13 protein-coding genes, 3 tRNA genes and 3 rRNA genes are annotated in these 17,077 nt (G+C 44.2%); 10 read left to right on the forward strand and 9 right to left on the reverse strand.

What is annotated here, in order from left to right:
- Positions 1–463: 463 nt before the first annotated feature.
- The 8 genes from GWP40_RS00985 to GWP40_RS01020 all read left to right on the forward strand — a co-directional run bounded on the left by GWP40_RS00985 (position 464) and on the right by GWP40_RS01020 (position 5,312).
- Positions 464–1,951, forward strand: a complete 1,488-nt coding sequence (locus GWP40_RS00985) for an HDOD domain-containing protein (RefSeq protein WP_212565695.1) — start codon at positions 464–466, stop codon at positions 1,949–1,951.
- Positions 1,952–2,029: 78 nt separating this feature from the next.
- Positions 2,030–2,713, forward strand: a complete 684-nt coding sequence (locus tag GWP40_RS00990) for a metal ABC transporter ATP-binding protein (protein ID WP_212566493.1) — start codon at positions 2,030–2,032, stop codon at positions 2,711–2,713.
- A gap of 130 nt (positions 2,714–2,843) precedes the next feature.
- Entirely contained in the window at positions 2,844–3,161 is a 318-nt protein-coding gene (locus tag GWP40_RS00995; protein WP_212565696.1) for a PadR family transcriptional regulator, read from the forward strand.
- Complete coding sequence (locus GWP40_RS01000) at positions 3,158–3,697, forward strand: DUF1700 domain-containing protein (RefSeq protein WP_006188912.1); 540 nt, start codon at positions 3,158–3,160, stop codon at positions 3,695–3,697. Before GWP40_RS00995 ends, GWP40_RS01000 begins: the two co-directional genes overlap by 4 nt.
- Before the next feature lie 72 nt (positions 3,698–3,769).
- Positions 3,770–4,009: a PspC domain-containing protein gene (locus GWP40_RS01005; protein WP_006188911.1), complete on the forward strand. Its 240-nt coding sequence runs from the start codon at positions 3,770–3,772 to the stop codon at positions 4,007–4,009.
- A 34-nt stretch (positions 4,010–4,043) separates the two neighbouring features.
- Positions 4,044–4,241 (forward strand): hypothetical protein, encoded by a 198-nt coding sequence (locus GWP40_RS01010; RefSeq protein ID WP_006188910.1) that lies wholly within the window; start codon positions 4,044–4,046, stop codon positions 4,239–4,241.
- A gap of 9 nt (positions 4,242–4,250) precedes the next feature.
- Positions 4,251–5,159 carry a DUF4097 family beta strand repeat-containing protein gene (locus GWP40_RS01015; protein WP_212565697.1) on the forward strand — a complete coding sequence of 303 codons (909 nt, stop codon included), beginning with the start codon at positions 4,251–4,253 and terminating at the stop codon, positions 5,157–5,159.
- Positions 5,160–5,240: 81 nt separating this feature from the next.
- Positions 5,241–5,312, forward strand: a tRNA-Glu gene (locus GWP40_RS01020).
- A 64-nt stretch (positions 5,313–5,376) separates the two neighbouring features.
- Here GWP40_RS01020 and GWP40_RS01025 read toward each other — a convergent pair.
- The 6 genes from GWP40_RS01025 to GWP40_RS01050 form a co-directional block, all read right to left on the reverse strand.
- Positions 5,377–7,110 carry a tetratricopeptide repeat protein gene (locus tag GWP40_RS01025; protein ID WP_230974681.1) on the reverse strand — a complete coding sequence of 578 codons (1,734 nt, stop codon included), beginning with the start codon at positions 7,108–7,110 and terminating at the stop codon, positions 5,377–5,379.
- A 42-nt stretch (positions 7,111–7,152) separates the two neighbouring features.
- Positions 7,153–7,266 (reverse strand): 5S ribosomal RNA (rrf, locus tag GWP40_RS01030).
- Positions 7,267–7,379: 113 nt separating this feature from the next.
- Positions 7,380–10,346, reverse strand: a 23S ribosomal RNA gene (locus GWP40_RS01035).
- Between the two features lie 194 nt (positions 10,347–10,540).
- Positions 10,541–10,614 (reverse strand) — tRNA-Ala (locus tag GWP40_RS01040).
- A gap of 102 nt (positions 10,615–10,716) precedes the next feature.
- Positions 10,717–12,266: ribosomal RNA gene (locus GWP40_RS01045) — 16S ribosomal RNA — on the reverse strand.
- The 16S, 23S and 5S rRNA genes sit together here with 1 tRNA gene alongside, the layout of an rRNA operon.
- A 560-nt stretch (positions 12,267–12,826) precedes the next feature.
- Positions 12,827–12,899: transfer RNA gene (locus GWP40_RS01050), tRNA-Ala, on the reverse strand.
- A 127-nt stretch (positions 12,900–13,026) separates the two neighbouring features.
- On the opposite strand from GWP40_RS01050, the gene GWP40_RS01055 reads away from it, so the two are divergent.
- Both GWP40_RS01055 and GWP40_RS01060 read left to right on the forward strand, forming a co-directional pair.
- Positions 13,027–13,473: a PTS sugar transporter subunit IIA gene (locus tag GWP40_RS01055; protein ID WP_016522864.1), complete on the forward strand. Its 447-nt coding sequence runs from the start codon at positions 13,027–13,029 to the stop codon at positions 13,471–13,473.
- Between the two features lie 52 nt (positions 13,474–13,525).
- On the forward strand, positions 13,526–13,759 hold the full coding sequence (locus GWP40_RS01060) for a thioredoxin domain-containing protein (protein WP_016522863.1): 234 nt from the start codon (positions 13,526–13,528) through the stop codon (positions 13,757–13,759).
- 110 nt (positions 13,760–13,869) lie between these two features.
- On the opposite strand, the gene galE is transcribed toward GWP40_RS01060, so the two are convergent.
- Genes galE through GWP40_RS01070 form a run of 3 tightly spaced genes read right to left on the reverse strand, consistent with a single transcriptional unit; the run spans position 13,870 to position 16,953 of the window.
- Complete coding sequence (gene galE / locus GWP40_RS01065; RefSeq protein ID WP_212565699.1) at positions 13,870–14,838, reverse strand: UDP-glucose 4-epimerase GalE; 969 nt, start codon at positions 14,836–14,838, stop codon at positions 13,870–13,872.
- A gap of 56 nt (positions 14,839–14,894) precedes the next feature.
- On the reverse strand, positions 14,895–15,509 hold the full coding sequence (locus GWP40_RS12460; protein WP_230974507.1) for a 4-alpha-glucanotransferase: 615 nt from the start codon (positions 15,507–15,509) through the stop codon (positions 14,895–14,897).
- A 28-nt stretch (positions 15,510–15,537) separates the two neighbouring features.
- A complete protein-coding gene (locus GWP40_RS01070; protein ID WP_230974508.1) occupies positions 15,538–16,953 on the reverse strand; it encodes a 4-alpha-glucanotransferase in 1,416 nt (471 codons plus the stop codon).
- Positions 16,954–17,077 lie beyond the last annotated feature (124 nt).

The following is a 17,077-nucleotide window of genomic DNA, read 5'->3' on the forward strand; positions in this document are numbered from 1 at the left end:
TACTCGTAATGGTACGGAATATCAACAGGGCAACCGTATCAAAAATATTTTTAGCGGTTGCCTTCCTTCTGTGCGAAATTTCATAGGTATAAGATGAGCGTCTACAATGCTGCCGCTCATCTTAACCGTCAAGTTTTCTTTCGAAAACTTGCGTATTGACGTGTGCGCCTGAGGCGCACCAATGCAACAGTTTCAAAAATTCATATTTTATTCAACTGTTGCATTTCAGGGAAATAAAATTTCGCACAGTTTTCTAGCAAATAGGTAAACACATCAGGCAGGGTAGATAAAAATCGCAGAAAAATTGAGACTGTGAGACCATTTGAATCACGAAGAGATTCAACTCTGGTCGAATAGTTTCAATTTTTCTGCGGGGTTGTTAAAAAGACGGCCTGATGCGTTTACCCTAGGAATATCAATATAAAGCATTGCGAAAATTATCAATTTCTCTTATACTGGATACATGGATAATGTTGCAACTATACCGGTAGATAAAAACAAGATTAAGCAAGCGGTGCAGATGAATATTCCCATCTCGATTAACACTTATACGCTTCCTAAGGAAACGGAAAACTATATCGTTGATGTTGCGAAGGCTTTCCTCGAAGCGGTTCATCAGGACGGAATCCAAGACTATATCGTCTATTGCCTCAATGAGCTGACCACAAACGCAAAAAAAGCAAACACCAAGCGGGTCTACTTTAAAGAAAAAGGCTTTGATATCTATGATCAGAAGTCTTATGACGAAGGAATGCTCAATTTTAAACAAGAAAGCCTCGGAAATATTGATTACTATCTGCAGCAGCAAAAAAAAGCAGGACTTTACATTAAAGTCATCATGCAGGTAAAGCAGGGGCATATTATTTTTGAAGTGCGCAACAATGTGCAAATGGTTGCAACGGAATTTAAACGCATCTTTGACCGGATGGTTGTCGCGCGGGACTATGAAAATGTGGATCAAGCCTTTATGCAGGCAATTGACGATACGGAAGGTGCAGGACTTGGTTTAATTATTATGCTTCTTATGCTAAAAAAAATCGGCTTGCAAGAAGATGCATTCGAATTGATTCCGGAAAAAGACGTAACGATTAATCGGATTACCATTCCGATTGATTTTACAGTGAACCAGCATCTCGTGGAATTGACCAAAACGATTGTAGATTATATTGAAGAAATTCCGCAATTCCCCGAAAAAATCATGCAAATACAGCGGCTTATCAATGATCCGAATGCAACGATGGGGACAATTGCATCTTTTATTAGTGATGACATTGCGTTAACAACCGATCTTTTAAAACTCGTCAACTCGGTTGCGTTCGGACTTACAAAGGAATGTATGAGTATTACCGAAGCGGTTAAAATGGCCGGTTTACGGGGTATTCAGCATTTGTTGTATTCCGTTGGAACACTACAAGTTTTAAAAGTAACGGGAAATGAACAAAAAAGACTGTGGAATCATACCTATCGATGTGCATTTTTCGCATATAATCTTGCTAAAATGCAAGGAAAAACCAATCTTCTTGAAGAAATATATGTTTGCGCCCTTTTGCACGATTTAGGTAAAATCGTATTCAGTTCTATTTATCCGGAAGTATTGGAAAAAATAAAAGACTTACAAGCAGAAAAGAATATTCCCGATCAGGTCATCAAAAGTGTGATGTCAGGGATGGAGCATCAAGCAATTGGTGTCGCTGTTGCTGAAAAATGGCATTTACCCGAAGCTATTGTCAATACGATAAAATACCAATACGAACCGGAATCTGCCCCTAAAAAATATTATGAGCTTGTTTCTACCGTCAGTTTTGCTGAATTTATGTTGCAGTTTTTTGACGGCAATATCAGCTACTATCAAATTCCACCGGTTTTGTTAAAGCAGCATAATATCGAAAATGAAGCGCAGTTGCGTGAACTGTGTGGGAAGCTTAATGCCAAATTTCACGAACCCATATAACATATTTGTATGAACGAACAGCAGCCTATACTTCACTCGGCTTTTATTCCCGCACACGAACACAGCGATGTGTGCGGAATGGTCTGTATTCAAGATTTATCGTTTAAATATGGCGCCGGTAAAAAAACATTATTTGAAAAACTCTGTCTTACCATTAAGAAAGGAGCGTATATCTCGATTGTCGGCGAAAACGGCGCAGGAAAAAGCACCCTGATAAAGCTGATCCTTGGGCTGTTAACTCCCGATACGGGAAATATCCGCTGCGGAGCGCGCAGTATCGGCTATGTACCGCAAAAAAAAGCGGCGATAACGGGGTTTCCGATTACCGTTTACGAAACCTTAAACTCGTATCGGATATTGCGCAAGCAGCGCGATAAAGGCGTTATCGACCGCTATCTTTCGGACGTCAGGCTGCTCGATTACAAGTATGCTCTGGCAGGGACGCTGTCCGGCGGGCAGCTGCAAAAGATGTATATAGCCCGTGCTCTTATCGGTGAGCCTGATTTACTCATCCTCGATGAACCGTCAACAGGCATCGATATACAAAGCCAGCAGGAAATTTATACCTTTATTAAAAAATTAAATACGGAACAAGGCCTGACGGTTATTTCCGTAGAGCATAACCTTGATGCGGCGGTACTCAATTCAACCGATATTTTCCATCTGGCAAACGGATGCGGGCATCTTTGCAATCCGCAAAAATATGCGGCAGAGTTCCTTCACTTCCGCCGCGCCCCATATACTCCGGATATCCAACTGTAAAAAACAAAGCGCCTAACAATCTTCAGCTAACACCATTGTCCGACACATCCGCATAGAAGAACATTTCAAATATTATACTTGACAACATATTATATTATGAATAATATTATAAAGAGTACAGGAGGTAAAAGTGCTTTTTTCAATTAACTCAGGATTGCTTGAAGCCTGCGTGCTTGCCATCTTGAGTAATGAAGATTCCTACGGCTATAAGTTAACACAGGATGTAAAGGATGTAATGTCCATCTCTGAATCGACACTCTATCCGGTATTAAAACGGCTGCAAACTGCGGGCTTTTTAGAAACCTATGACATGCCCATTGATGGACGCAATAGAAAATATTACCGTATAACGCCTGCAGGGAAACGGCAGCAAAGCTTATACTGCGATGAATGGAAATCATACAAGGAATTAATCGAAAAGATTTTTAAAGGAGCACAGCGTTCATGACCCGTAAAGAATTTATGGCCGAGCTGGCTGCACGGCTGCATCGGCTGCCGCAAGAAGATTTACAGGCGGCATTGCAATATTACGAAGAGTATTTTGACGAAGCAGGCAGTCAAAATGAACAAGCTGTTATAAACGAACTAAAAAGTCCCGCACATGTTGCCTCAAAGATTTTATCGGATTATGCCGTAAAAGAAGCGAAAAAAGCCCGTGCATCTACAAAAAGCGGGTGGCGCGCTTTTTGGTTTACCATACTGGCGATTTGTGCAGCACCCGTCGCAGTACCGCTGATTATCGCATCGGTAGTCATTATTATAGCGCTCGGATTTGCAGGATTTGCGGTTGTCTTTGCCTTGGTGATTGCAGCAGGAGCTATTTTTATTAAAGGTATCGGCAGCTTGTTCTTAGGTTCCGCTTCCGCGTTATTGCTTTTCGGCAGCGCATTAATTCTCGTAGGTTTTGCATTGCTGATCTTTCACGGTATCAGCGCATTAATTGCCGGTATTGGGACTCATATTAAGAATAAGTCAGATAGATGACATCTAAAGAAAACCTCTAAAAACTCAGGCGAATTTTTAGAAGCTCTCAAAACAACATTTTGGAGGATTATTATGGAAAAAAAGCTTTATCGAAGCCAAAACGATAAAAAGCTCTGCGGTGTATGCGGCGGTATTGCCGAATACTTTGACATCGACCCAACCGTCATCCGGTTGTTGTGGATTCTCGCGACCCTTTTCTTCGGCAGCGGTATTCTCTGCTATATCATCTGTGCATTAGTCATGCCGGTAAAAAAAGAGGAACCGCTCGAATATGAATATGTCCGGAAAGATGAAGGCGACACGGAACAATAAGGGGAGCGTATTAAGTGTATTATAGGAGGAACAAATGCTGACACTCATTGTTTTATGTATTTTGTTTACAATATTCGGAATAGGGGGATTAATTTTTACCGTTGCAGGCGGCTTACTGAAGCTTTCATTTAAACTGCTCACCTTCGGCATTCTGCTGCTCATCGTTATTTTATGCGGTATTCCCCTTTTAATAGCAGGCTTATTTTTCGGCGGCTTGGCATTCTTATTTTAGGAGCGCCTGATGAAAAAAAGAATAACAGCAGCTTTTTTGATTATTGGAATTGGCGGTATACTCGTCATTATAGGAATGATGATGGGCGGAAGCGTTAAAAAAGCTTTTTATAAATCAGACTATGAGGAGTGGAACATGGATGACAAGCATACAAATATGGTGCAGCCGGCAGATATACATGAAGTACAGCTCACCTCGAACGATTCCGTTTTAAAACAGCTTAAAGCGGATATTTCTTATGTTACGCTGCGGATTGAACCGCACAATAAACAATCCGTTTCCTACAGCATCACGAATAACACCAAAAGAGTCGATGCGTCCGTGCAAGTTGAGGGAAATGTTTTGACGGTTAGCACAAAAAAGAACCGCAATTGGAATTGGTTTTTGGGATGGCATCGGGATGAAATAGGGCGCTCTAAAACGGTTATCACGGTAAAGATACCTCAAAATACGCTCTTCGATACCGTTGACATCAATACGGGTGCGGCATCGCTGACGCTTGACGGATTTACCGCCGCTCAACGATTTATACTGAATACCGGCGCCGGCGAGGTCAATATCAACAATATTACCGCATCAAATGTGAACATTAAAACAGGAGTAGGAGAAACCGTGTTCCGAAATTGCAGTTTTACGGATACCGAGATGCACACGGGAGTCGGTGAAACCGTTTTTGACGGAAAGATATTTCAGAATCTTGAAATTCATGCAGGAATCGGCGAAATAGATATGCGCATCAACGGAAAAAAGGACGACTATGCAATTGATATAACCTCCGGCATCGGTTCAGTTTCGGTAAACGGCGCGAGCGGAAGCGGACTAATGGGTAATATCGTTAAAGAAAACCAGCGTACTGCTTTACATACTATTGAAGTTAAAGCCGGTATAGGGGAAGTCAATATCAATTTTACCGAATAACAACAGTTTTAGATTCCTACTTGACAATAAGATGCTTTTTCGGTATAAATATATTCCGTTGTTATGCAACAGAATTGTGATGTCTCCTTCGTCTAGTGGTTAGGACATCGGGTTTTCATCCCGACAACAGGGGTTCAATTCCCCTAGGAGATGGCAAAGCCTAAAATAAACTTAACGGTTTATTTTAGGCTTTTTTATTTTTTCTGTCTTCAAAATTTTACTGGAGTCTTTCCAATTTTTCGGCGAGTTGCAAATAAGTTTTATTATAAGGGTCAAGTGCAATAACTTGCTGTAAATAATAGTATGCTTTGCGATAATCTTTATGCTCAAAATACCATTCGTATAAGGCAAATAGCGTTAGCGAACTGCGCGGATCAGCTAAAAGACTCGAGCGCAAAAGCGCGAGCTTCTCTTCATCATTAGATTCAAGCAGCGATTGATAATAAATTAAAACCGACTTCAAAGCTGAACGGGCATCGGCAAGATGGCGGTTAATAACTTGCCTAAGAATGCCGTATCTTTTTGCCCCGTAAAGAGCCTGCAAATATAATGTAATAATTTCGTCGGACGGCTTATTTTGAGCGGCGTTATATGCAGCTTGCGCCGTATCCACCGCCGCTTCCCAGTTATTCATTCCGGCACAAACACGGGCATAGAGTACGACATCTTCTTCAGAAGGATTATTATCATACAAATATTGTGCACGCTCAAAGGCGCTTTCCCATCTTTTTTCCGCTATATCTTCTTTGACAAAAAGACGAATCGCTAGAATATTATACGGGTTTTGTTTTAAAAGTGCATTAATAAAATCGTTAGCAGTATTCCCATTAACGGTATTTTTTGTTTCAAAGCAAAAATTCGCACAAGCAAGAATAACATCCGAAGATTGCGGATAGAATGAATCTGCTCTTTCAAGGCATTGTTTTGCCTCGGTAATATTTTTACTCCATTCAAGTAAAATACGGCTCCGTAATAGAAGATAATCCTTATCAACCTTATTCTGCTTAGCAAATTCATCAAGCATGGCATTTGCTGCTAAATATTCTTTTTTTTCTATATGCAGTCGAACTTGCAAAAAGAACGCACGCCCAAAATCATTGTTTTTTTTAAGAACCCCAGAAACAATCTCATCTGCCTTTTCCAAATTTCCTTTTTCAAGATATGCTTCTGCAAGCAATAGCTGAATCGTTACTGCATTAGGATAACGATCATACAATTTTTCAGCAATTTTATATGCTGTTTCAATATCATTAGTAAAAAGCGCTAAATAAGCAAAGCGCATACCGGCTGGATAACAGCTCTCATCTTGTTCCCATGCGGTTTGATAGTAATTCGCTGCATCCGAAAGCTTGCCGAGTTGCTCGTACAAGAGGCCTAGAAGATAAGGCGGTAGTACAGAAGAAGGATTTAAGTTTCTTGCAATCAACAAACGCTTCTCCAGTACAGAGGCATATTCCTGCAATCCTACCCCCTTTATTAAAATCATTGCCGGAATAACCGCATCAAAAAATGTATTCATACCAAGGTTTTGTGGATAACTATCCTTCTCGATCTGGGTCAATGCATCGAGATATGGATGGGCTTGTTGATAATTCGGAGCATTCCAATCGATAAGCTCGAGAGGATATACAACACGCATTAATCGGGCAGCCAATGTTAATTGTAATTGCTTTTCCTTCGTTAAACCTTGAGAAGTCGAATACACACGGGTTACCGCACTGCGAATACTTGCCGGAGAAGCTATCTCCATATCAGCTTGAACCTGTGAATCGACATGGTTTGATGCCAAATCAGCGGCAGAAGGCAATGGCAGAATAGTAGCCGAAAGAGGGGCAGCAGATGAAGTATCGTCAGAATTACTATTTTTTACTGTAGTACATGATATAAAGAGAAAAATAGAAAATAATAAATACAATACGTAATATTTTGAGATAGGACGAGAAAACATCATCAACAATACCTACCTTTATTCTACACAGTTAGGTAAAAAAAAGCCCGGCAGCTACCTACTTTCCCACTCGAATGAGCAGTATCATCGGCGTAATGAGAGCTTGACTTCCGTGTTCGGGATGGGAACGGGTATGACCTCTCCACTATGGCAACCGGGCAATAAAAAACGAAACAAAAGAAACGAAATTTATTAAATAAAGGGAAGCGCTTTGTTATTGTAAGCGACAGGAAAGAAAGAGCAAGGGGAAAAAGTAAAGAAGAGAAGATAATATGGTCAAGCCTCACGACTTATTAGTATTGCTCGGCTATAACACATTACTGTGCTTAGACCTGCAACCTATCAACCTTGTAGTGTGCAAGGAGTCTTTAGCGGGGTTAAACCCCGAGGGATATGTAATCTTGAGGCGGGCTTCCCGCTTAGATGCCTTCAGCGGTTATCCCTTCCGAACGATAGCTACCCAGCACTTACCCTTGGCAGGATAACTGGTACACCAGAGGTTCGTCCACTTCGGTCCTCTCGTACTAAAAGCAGCTCCTCTCACATATCCAACGCCCATAGCAGATAGGGACCGAACTGTCTCGCGACGTTCTGAACCCAGCTCACGTACCGCTTTAATTGGCGAACAGCCAAACCCTTGGGACCTACTTCAGCCCCAGGATGCGATGAGCCGACATCGAGGTGCCAAACTTTCCCGTCGATGTGAACTCTTGGGGAAAATCAGCCTGTTATCCCCGGAGTACCTTTTATCCGTTAAGTGACGGCGCTTCCACTCGCGACCGCCAGATCACTAAGACCTACTTTCGTATCTGCTTGAGCTGTCACTCTTGCAGTTAAGCCTCCTTGTGCCTTTACACTCACTGCGTCGATTTCCAACCGACGTGAGGAGACCTTCGCGCACCTCCGTTACATTTTAGGAGGCGACCGCCCCAGTCAAACCGCCTGCCTACCACTGTTCCCATTCCGGCTTCACGGAACGGGTTAGAAACCTAATTCATCAAGGGTGGTATTTCACTTGGCAACTCCACTCACCCTAACGAGCAAGTTTCACTGTTTCCCACCTATTCTACACATGATAAACCAAGTCCCAATAGTAAGTTACGGTGAAGGTTCACGGGGTCTTTCCGTCTAACTATGGGTAACCGGCTTCTTTACCGGTATATAAATTTCACCGAGCCTCGCGTTGAGACAGTGCCCAGATACGTTACACCATTCGTGCGGGTCGGAACTTACCCGACAAGGAATTTCGCTACCTTAGGACCGTTATAGTTACGGCCGCCGTTTACCGGGGCTTCAATTGACAGCTTTGCATTACTGCTCACCGCTCCTCTTAACCTTCCGGCACCGGGCAGGTGTCTCACCTATACGTCCCATTACTGGTTCGCAGATGGCTGTGTTTTTGATAAACAGTCGCCTGGGCCTGCTTTATGCTACCTCCACTCATTACTAAACAGAGGTCACACTTCTCCCTAAGTTACGTGTGCTTTTTGCCGAGAGTTCTTAACGCGAGTTCTCTCGAGCGCCTTAGATTTCTCATCCTACCTACCTGTGTCGGTTTACGGTACGGTCTTTTATAACCTTAACCTTAGACAGTATTTCCCGGCACCATGACTACTCCCGCTTCGCTTCTCTCATCGATCCACTCGCTGTTGCTTCTCACCTTGGATAGCGGATTTGCCTACTATCCTTCATAACGGCTTGAAACTTCGACCGGAACAACCGTTCTCCGGCCGGGGTTCGCCTCATGCGTCCTGCCATCGAAATTATAAAAGGTATCGGAATATGAACCGATTTCCCATCGACTACGGCTTTCGCCCTCGCCTTAGGGGCCGACTAACCCTGGGCAGATGACCTTTACCCAGGAAACCTGAGGTTTTCGGCGGAAAGGAATCTCACCTTTCTTTTCGTGTACTTATACCTGCATTCTCTCTTCCATCCCCTCCAGTGCCCCTGTCAGGTACACCTTCATCAGTCCATGGAATGCTCCCCTACCGCCTTACACTTAAATCGTGTAAGACCCGTAGCTTCGGTATACTGCTTAGCCCCGTTACATTATCTGCGCATGTATACTCGACCAGTGAGCTATTACGCACTCTTTTAAGGAATGGCTGCTTCTAAGCCAACCTCCTGGCTGTCTAGGTATCCACACTTCATTTCACACTCAAGCAGTATTTCGGGACCTTAGCTGACGGTCTGGGCTGTTTCCCTTTTGACTACGAACCTTGTCGCACGCAGTCTCACTCCTATACGTTGATTACCGGCATTCAGAGTTTGATTGGGTTTGGTAGGCGGTGAAGCCCCCTAGTCCATCCAGTGCTTTACCTCCGGTAATTTTGTATAAGGCTGTCCCTAAAGGCATTTCGGGGAGAACCAGCTATTTCCAGGTTTGTTTAGCCTTTCACTCCTAGTCACAAGTCATCCAAACCTTTTTTTTAACAGATTGTAGTTCGGTCCTCCACAGCGTTTTACCGCTGCTTCAACCTGCTCATGACTAGATCACTCTGGCTTCGGGTCTACGACATGCAACTTCACCTTCGCCCATTTCAGACTCGGTTTCCCTCCGGCTCCGGAACTCCTATTCCTTAACCTCGCTGCATACCGTAACTCGCAGGCTCATTCTACAAAAGGCACGCTACTACCCACAAGGGGCTGTAACATCTTGTCGGTTTATGGTTTCAGGTTCTATTTCCTCCCCTCACCGGGGTTCTTTTCATCTTTCCCTCACGGTACTTGTCCGCTATCGGTAGCCAACTCGTATTTAGCCTTGGATCGTGGTCGACCCGGATTCCGACAGGATTTCTCGTGTCCCGCCGTACTCAGGTACTGCACCGGCAAGATGACTGTATTTCGTATACGGGGATTTCACCCTCTCTGTCAGGCTTTCCCAAAACCTTTCTACTATACATTCATTTTATCACTTGCTGTACGTAAGCCCGTGCAGCCCTACAACCCCCGTTTAACGGGTTTGGGCTCTTCCAATTTCGCTCGCCACTACTTTCGGAATCTCTTTTGATGTCTTTTCCTTGAGTTACTTAGATGGTTCAGTTCACTCAGTATCGCTTTACCTCTCTATTTTATTCAAGAGCGTAATGATAGGATCTCTCCTATCGGGTTACCCCATTCGGCAATCTCCGGATCACAGGATATGTGCTCCTCCCCGAAGCTTTTCGCAGCTTATCACGGCCTTCTTCGCCGGTTGGCTCCAAGACATCCACCATAAACCTATTCTTCGCTTGACCATATTATGTTCTCTTCTTAAAACGATCATCTATATCAACAACCGTTAAGAACGTTTCTCTTCACCTTATTTTATCTACTCTCCAGTTAATCACTTCTCTAACAAAGTAATCCACCTTCAAGTAGTCTTTCTTTCCCTTCCCTAGCTTTTCAAAGATCTTTCCGTAATACAAAAAATATTTTCGTCTTACGATTCTGGAGATAAGGGGATTCGAACCCCTGACCTACGGCTTGCAAAGCCGCCGCTCTAGCCAGCTGAGCTATATCCCCTTACTACAAACCAAAAATATAAAAAAAGAGAGGGAAAGAAGAAGCGATAAGCGAAAGCTTTGTGTACAACTTACAAAGCATTTAGTATTACCTTTCTCTAAGAAAGGAGGTGATCCAGCCGCACCTTCCGGTACGGCTACCTTGTTACGACTTCACCCTCCTTACCAAGCGTACCTTCGGCACCGTCCTCCTTTGCAGGTTAGACAAGCGACTTCGGGTACCCCCAACTCGGATGGTGTGACGGGCGGTGTGTACAAGGCCCGGGAACGTATTCACCGCGCCGTGCTGATGCGCGATTACTAGCGATTCCAACTTCATGAAGTCGAGTTTCAGACTTCAATCCGAACTACGATTGCTTTTTTGCGGTTTGCTCCACCTTACGGTCTCGCTTCGCTTTGTAGCAACCATTGTAGCACGTGTGTAGCCCTGGACATAAGGGCCATGATGACTTGACGTCATCCCCACCTTCCTCCGATTTGTCATCGGCAGTTCCGCCAGAGTCCTCAAGCTTTACCTGTTAGTAACTGGCAGTAGGGGTTGCGCTCGTTGCGGGACTTAACCCAACACCTCACGGCACGAGCTGACGACAGCCATGCAGCACCTGTCTAGCAGGGTATTGCTACCCAGCCTTATCTCTAAGACCTTCTACTAGATGTCAAACCCAGGTAAGGTTCCTCGCGTACCATCGAATTAAACCACATGCTCCACCGCTTGTGCGGGCCCCCGTCAATTCCTTTGAGTTTCACCCTTGCGGGCATACTCCCCAGGCGGTACACTTATCGCGTTTGCTTTGGCACTGAAGCTCTTGCCCCAACACCTAGTGTACATCGTTTACGGTGTGGACTACCAGGGTATCTAATCCTGTTCGATCCCCACACTTTCGCATCTCAGCGTCAATTATCGGCCAGAAACCCGCCTTCGCCACCGGTGTTCTTCCAAATATCTACAGATTCCACCCCTACACTTGGAATTCCAGTTTCCCTTCCGTAATTCAAGTTACACAGTACCCAATGCTATTCTGGGGTTAAGCCCCAGGATTTCACATCAGGCTTACATAACCGCCTACATGCCCTTTACGCCCAATAATTCCGAACAACGCTCGCCCCTTACGTGTTACCGCGGCTGCTGGCACGTAATTAGCCGGGGCTTATTCGTCGATTACCGTCATCAGATGAGCATTCCCTCTCATCCTTATTCTTCATCAACAAAAGGATTTTACAACTTTTCAGCCTTCTTCATCCACGCGGCGTCGCTCCGTCAGACTTCCGTCCATTGCGGAATATTCTTAGCTGCTGCCTCCCGTAGGAGTTTGGGCCGTATCTCAGTCCCAATGTGTCCGTTCACCCTCTCAGGCCGGATACCCATCGTCGCCTTGGTGGGCCGTTACCTCACCAACTAGCTAATGGGACGCAAGCTCATCCTCAAGCGAAGCCGTAGCTTCCTTTCCTCAACGCCTCTTATGAAGCGCCGAGTGTATTCGGTATTATCTGCTATTTCTAGCAGCTATCCCCATCTTAAGGGTAGATTACCCACGTGTTCCTCACCAGTCCGCCACTCTAGGAGAGAAGCAAGCTCCTCTCTTGCCGTTCGACTTGCATGCTTAAGACGCGCCGCCAGCGTTCGTTCTGAGCCAGGATCAAACTCTCCATTATTTTATTTCAAACACCCCGAAGGGCGTCTGATTTCAATAATTTTCAAGCAAGTCCCGTTTCTTATTTTTAGGAACGTTGACCTCGAGAGAAAAAAAATAACAACACAAAGCAACTATCCATCACCCTGCGTCATTTCTTCTCTCATTCTTTGTTCTACGCTTATCTTCCTTACCAAAGATGATTGCTCTTTGGCTTTCTTCTTTCCCTTCCCTTTAATTTCAAAGACCAGTTTACTCGCCCCGACGCTCTGCCTTAGTGCGCCGCAGCGAAGAAGAATATATCACAAAATCATTTATTCTGTCAAGCGCATTTTGCTTTTTTCTTTTGTTTTTTTAATTTAGTAAGCGCCCAAAACATAAAAACACCGCTTCAGCATCATCGCTACGGAAGTCTATGCGTATCAAAAAAAGAGAAGACCGACAAACTCCGTTAGCGTGATGTGTTTATACATCTAAGGGGAACCTCTAAAAAACTGAGGTTTTTAAAGGTTCCCAACTGTACACTTCTGATATTATTATGGAAGAAAGCAGTAAAAGTATGCACAGAGAGATATAAACTTGTGGAGAATAGGGGATTCGAACCCCTGACCTATTGATTGCGAACCAATCGCTCTACCACCTGAGCTAATTCCCCAAAAACGGTATGAGTATATAGTTTTTCGATAAATTGAGCAATAGTTTTTTAAGATAATATTTTAGAAGATACAAAAATACAAAATAAAATCCTTGACTTTTCCGACAAAGTCCCGTACACTAAATATATGAACTTGAAAACTGTTTTGACACCTGAAACTGTCAATCTCCATTTAAAAGGAACCTCTAAAGAGGAAATCATTGATGAATTGCTTGAAATGCTTGTTCAGGCAGGAAAAGTAAAAGATAAAGCCGTTGCCCGAGCCTGCGTGTTAGATCGTGAACGCAAAATGTCTACGGGAATGAAGCATGGTATCGCAATCCCACACGGAAAGACCGATTCAGTAAACGATCTTGTTGCCTGTATTGGCATTTCGGATCATCCGGTCGATTTTGATTCGTTAGATCAAGAACCATGCCGCATTTTTATTATGACACTTTCACCGATTGACAAAACAGGTCCGCACTTGCAATTTTTGGCTGAAGTCAGCCTGTTGTTCAAGAGTGCCGAAAAGCGACAAGAAATACTGAATGCAACTGACAAGTCCGATATTATCCGTATTTTAACCGAATAGTGTACGCGACTAACGTAAATGCACTTAAACTAACAAAGTATGAGGAGGTTTTATGCTTGTAAATGTATTAACAGCAGGGGACGATGTAAGTGAAAAATTAAAGACATACTGCAACGGGTTACCCGACGTCGATAAGAAGATTATGGATGCTGCATCCGATGAAGGAAAAAGCTTTATGGGCGCACATGGCGTATCTGCAGCTCCGATGGTAGTCGTACTTGATGAAGACGGAAAAGATTTATTGAAGACTACCGATATGAACGAACTCGAAAAGTTCTTTTCTTAGATTTCAGCAGACTTAATTTAAAACCTCTCGGGAACATTATTCCGAGAGGTTTTCTTTTAATATATGGCTATATTTTTCTCTGCTTTACAAGCAAAAGAGCCGCACCGTATTTAAAGATTTTTATACATATTCCACGTTGATTCAATCAAAGTTTTTACATCAGAATACTGAGGATTCCAGCCTATCGTTTCGCGGGCATGCTGAGATGTTGCATAAAGCTCGGCAGGGTCTCCGGCACGGCGGCCGACAAAGCGGGCAGGTATTGCCTTTCCGGTAATAGAACGAGCGGCGGTAAGCATTTCGCTGACGGTAATTCCAACTTCGCTGCCGAGATTTACGATAAGACTACTATTTTCCTTATCGATATAATGCAGTGCATCGGTATGCGCTTTCGCGAGGTCGCTCACGTGTACATAGTCACGAATACAGGTACCGTCGCGTGTGGGATAATCGTTTCCAAAAATCTGAAGTTCCTTCCGCATACCGGCTGCGACCTCCATAATAATCGGCAGGAGGTTCTGAGGATTCCGCTCAAGCCCCTTAACAGCACCTTCCGGATCATAGCCCGCTGCATTAAAATACCGCAGTGATGCAAATTTAAGCCCCTTTAACCGGTCATACCATTGCAAAAACTCTTCCGTTTTGAGCTTGGTAAACCCATAATAGCTTTCGGGATTCTTCGGGTGCTTTTCGTCGATGGGGAGATATTCAGGCGAACCGTAGACGGCAGCCGACGACGAAAATACAAAACGAAGGCAGCCGTGCTTAACCGCTGCATTTAAGATATTCATCGTTGCCGAAATATTATTGATGGAGTATTTTTCGGGGGCAACCATTGATTCCCCTACCGCCTTAAATGCAGCCAAGTATACGGCGCCGTCAAATCCGCGGGCAAAGGCTGCGTCAATATCATCACTGTGGCGGGTATCTCCTGCGATGAACTCCGTACCCGGAAAAATATTGCAAAGCTGCCCCGTCGATAAATTGTCGAACACCGTAACCGAATGACCGGCATCGAGCATTGCTTTAACTACATGGCTGCCGATATATCCGGCGCCACCGATAACTAATACACGCATAGTAAACCTCTTATAAGCCTCTTTTCCGACATTGCTAAATCATCAAACCGTTATGGTTAATCGGTCTGCCCGATATGCCGTAATGAGGTGATATTCCGTAATCGCTTTGTCAATTCTTTATTTTTACTCAGTGTTTCTATGGGAAGAGGAAGCCGATATGTCCAGTTTGATTCGCTGACGGTACCGGGGATGTTAATCCGCTCATCCTGTGCCTTGACAGTATGTAATTCATCGATCATAAGCCCCAGCCAATCCTGTATGGGGAAAATGGCAAAGATCGACGGAACTTTAACTAAGGCGCTCAATAACGCTGCGGCTAAGTCTGCTGTGTAGGCAGGTTTTTCCCCTTCGATAGGGCACAGCGCTGTCCGCATCTCTCCGTCAATAAGCAGCGCATCAAAGAACGAAAGCATATCGGTATACGAGAGTTCTTGTTCCCACCATCCCCGCATCGTTGATGAATCGTGCACGGAAGTTACCGCAACCGCTGCTTTCGGATAATCTTGCAGCGGAATAAAAGGACAGCAGGGTTCAGCCCATCTGCGTTCCCATCGGAATACCCGAAGGCTCAAAATCTGCAATTTTTCCAGAACCTCCGGTAATGCCGCCGGTTTCGCCCCCAAATCTTCGGCGCACGGCTGCATATCGACGAACGTGCACAATTCCGACAAAATATCCTCTGCTTGCGCCGCCCAGAGTTTATTTTGCTCTGTTTCTTTTTTCTTCTACCAACAAAGAAAATCGTCTTTGTTCATCCTCCGATAACGTTCTCCACGCAGTAGTATTCCGGTACAGATATGCCGCAGTATATACGGTATTACCGTGCAGGTCTTTTCCGGCTTTTACCAGCATACGATCAGTCCATTTTTTCCGCAAAGCCGTTTCCACTTTTGCAGGAAGCCCGCGGCGATGAAGACCGGACTCACTTTGTATTCCTGCTTTAAAAAGCCACAGCTCCTCAGTACCGATCCTATCGGCAACTTTACGCAACAGACCATGCGCATACAGATAATCACCATTCACTGCATTTTGAACGATATCGGTATTGATATGCGGCTCTGCCATCCATCGGATACGGTCTTCGGAAAAGCCCGCTTTTTTCAAATCCTCAATTGTTATTTCCGAATAGGGAATAGGCTTACCTAAAAGCCCTGTCATTTCGCCTTTGGGAATAGCCCAAATTCTAAAAAAACCTAAAATATGATCGAGCCGGAAGGCATGGTAATACTGCGACGCACGAGCAAGCCGATCCTTCCACCAACGATAGCCGGTTGCTTTTAAATTTACCCAATTGTAAATAGGGAATCCCCAATTTTGCCCGGTAGGATTATCCCCGTCAGGCGGACTACCGGCGCGAAGGTCACTGCGGAAATATTCAGGATGAGCCCACACTTCCACTGAATCCTCGTTCATCAAAATCGGAATATCGCCTTTTACCAGAATCCCGTTATCAGCGCAATAAGTAACGGCTTTCAATAATTGCTTATGCAAATGCATTTGTACCCACGCATAGAATAGATGCTCTCGCTTCAAAACAGGATCGTTCCATGCAGCAGTGATTTTTGCCGTTGAAGGAGAACGCATGCCGACACATTCTTTCCAATCCTTCCACGAAGCATGATAGTTTTGTCGCTTAATATTTTTAAACACCGCATACTCGATTATCCACGGATTTGCCTCTATCCATTCCGCAAGCTCACCGGTCTGAGAATCTGCAATAATCTGCTTTTCGGATTTATTAAACACGGCATGCAGCAGTACGTTTTTTTCATGAAGTATATCGCGGTATCGGAACCGCTCCCCCGGAGTATGCGGTTCAAAAGCAATGCGTATTTTTTTTATCTCAGTCTTAAAGGTATGCGCTTCCGGTATATCGTCCAAACAGATGTAGAGGGGGTGCAATGCAAAAGCAGAAAGAGCGTTATACGGAGAGCTGTCGGTTCCCGTATCATTGACGGGTAAAAGCTGAATAATGCGCAATCCTGCTTTTTTACAAAAATCTGCAAAAGGAATAAGGTCGGAAAATTCACCGACGCCGCAGCTTTTTTGACTATACAAAGCGGAAACCGGTACGGCAGTCCCGCATAAAGCTTGATTAAGCGGTGTACATTTCATCTCATTCCTCCTAGTCAACTAGGGCTATCATAGACCAAAAACGCAAAGTTAGAAAGAGGGGAATAGCAATCAATAATTTTATTTGACAAAAGACCATATGCGTATTACCGTATAATAAAGGAAA

Source organism: Treponema vincentii (genome assembly GCF_018336815.1).
Classification (GTDB): domain Bacteria; phylum Spirochaetota; class Spirochaetia; order Treponematales; family Treponemataceae; genus Treponema.

What these genes read in the sequence shown, in the direction of transcription:
- GWP40_RS01025 (WP_230974681.1), bottom strand. Translation starts at nt 7,110, where the DNA reads ATGATGTTTTCTCGTCCTATCTCAAAATATTACGTATTGTATTTATTA.
- GWP40_RS00985 (WP_212565695.1), top strand. Translation starts at nt 464, where the DNA reads ATGGATAATGTTGCAACTATACCGGTAGATAAAAACAAGATTAAGCAA.
- GWP40_RS01005 (WP_006188911.1), top strand. Translation starts at nt 3,770, where the DNA reads ATGGAAAAAAAGCTTTATCGAAGCCAAAACGATAAAAAGCTCTGCGGT.
- GWP40_RS01015 (WP_212565697.1), top strand. Translation starts at nt 4,251, where the DNA reads ATGAAAAAAAGAATAACAGCAGCTTTTTTGATTATTGGAATTGGCGGT.
- galE (WP_212565699.1), bottom strand. Translation starts at nt 14,838, where the DNA reads ATGCGTGTATTAGTTATCGGTGGCGCCGGATATATCGGCAGCCATGTA.
- GWP40_RS01055 (WP_016522864.1), top strand. Translation starts at nt 13,027, where the DNA reads ATGAACTTGAAAACTGTTTTGACACCTGAAACTGTCAATCTCCATTTA.
- GWP40_RS01000 (WP_006188912.1), top strand. Translation starts at nt 3,158, where the DNA reads ATGACCCGTAAAGAATTTATGGCCGAGCTGGCTGCACGGCTGCATCGG.
- GWP40_RS01010 (WP_006188910.1), top strand. Translation starts at nt 4,044, where the DNA reads ATGCTGACACTCATTGTTTTATGTATTTTGTTTACAATATTCGGAATA.
- GWP40_RS01070 (WP_230974508.1), bottom strand. Translation starts at nt 16,953, where the DNA reads ATGAAATGTACACCGCTTAATCAAGCTTTATGCGGGACTGCCGTACCG.
- GWP40_RS01060 (WP_016522863.1), top strand. Translation starts at nt 13,526, where the DNA reads ATGCTTGTAAATGTATTAACAGCAGGGGACGATGTAAGTGAAAAATTA.
- GWP40_RS00990 (WP_212566493.1), top strand. Translation starts at nt 2,030, where the DNA reads ATGGTCTGTATTCAAGATTTATCGTTTAAATATGGCGCCGGTAAAAAA.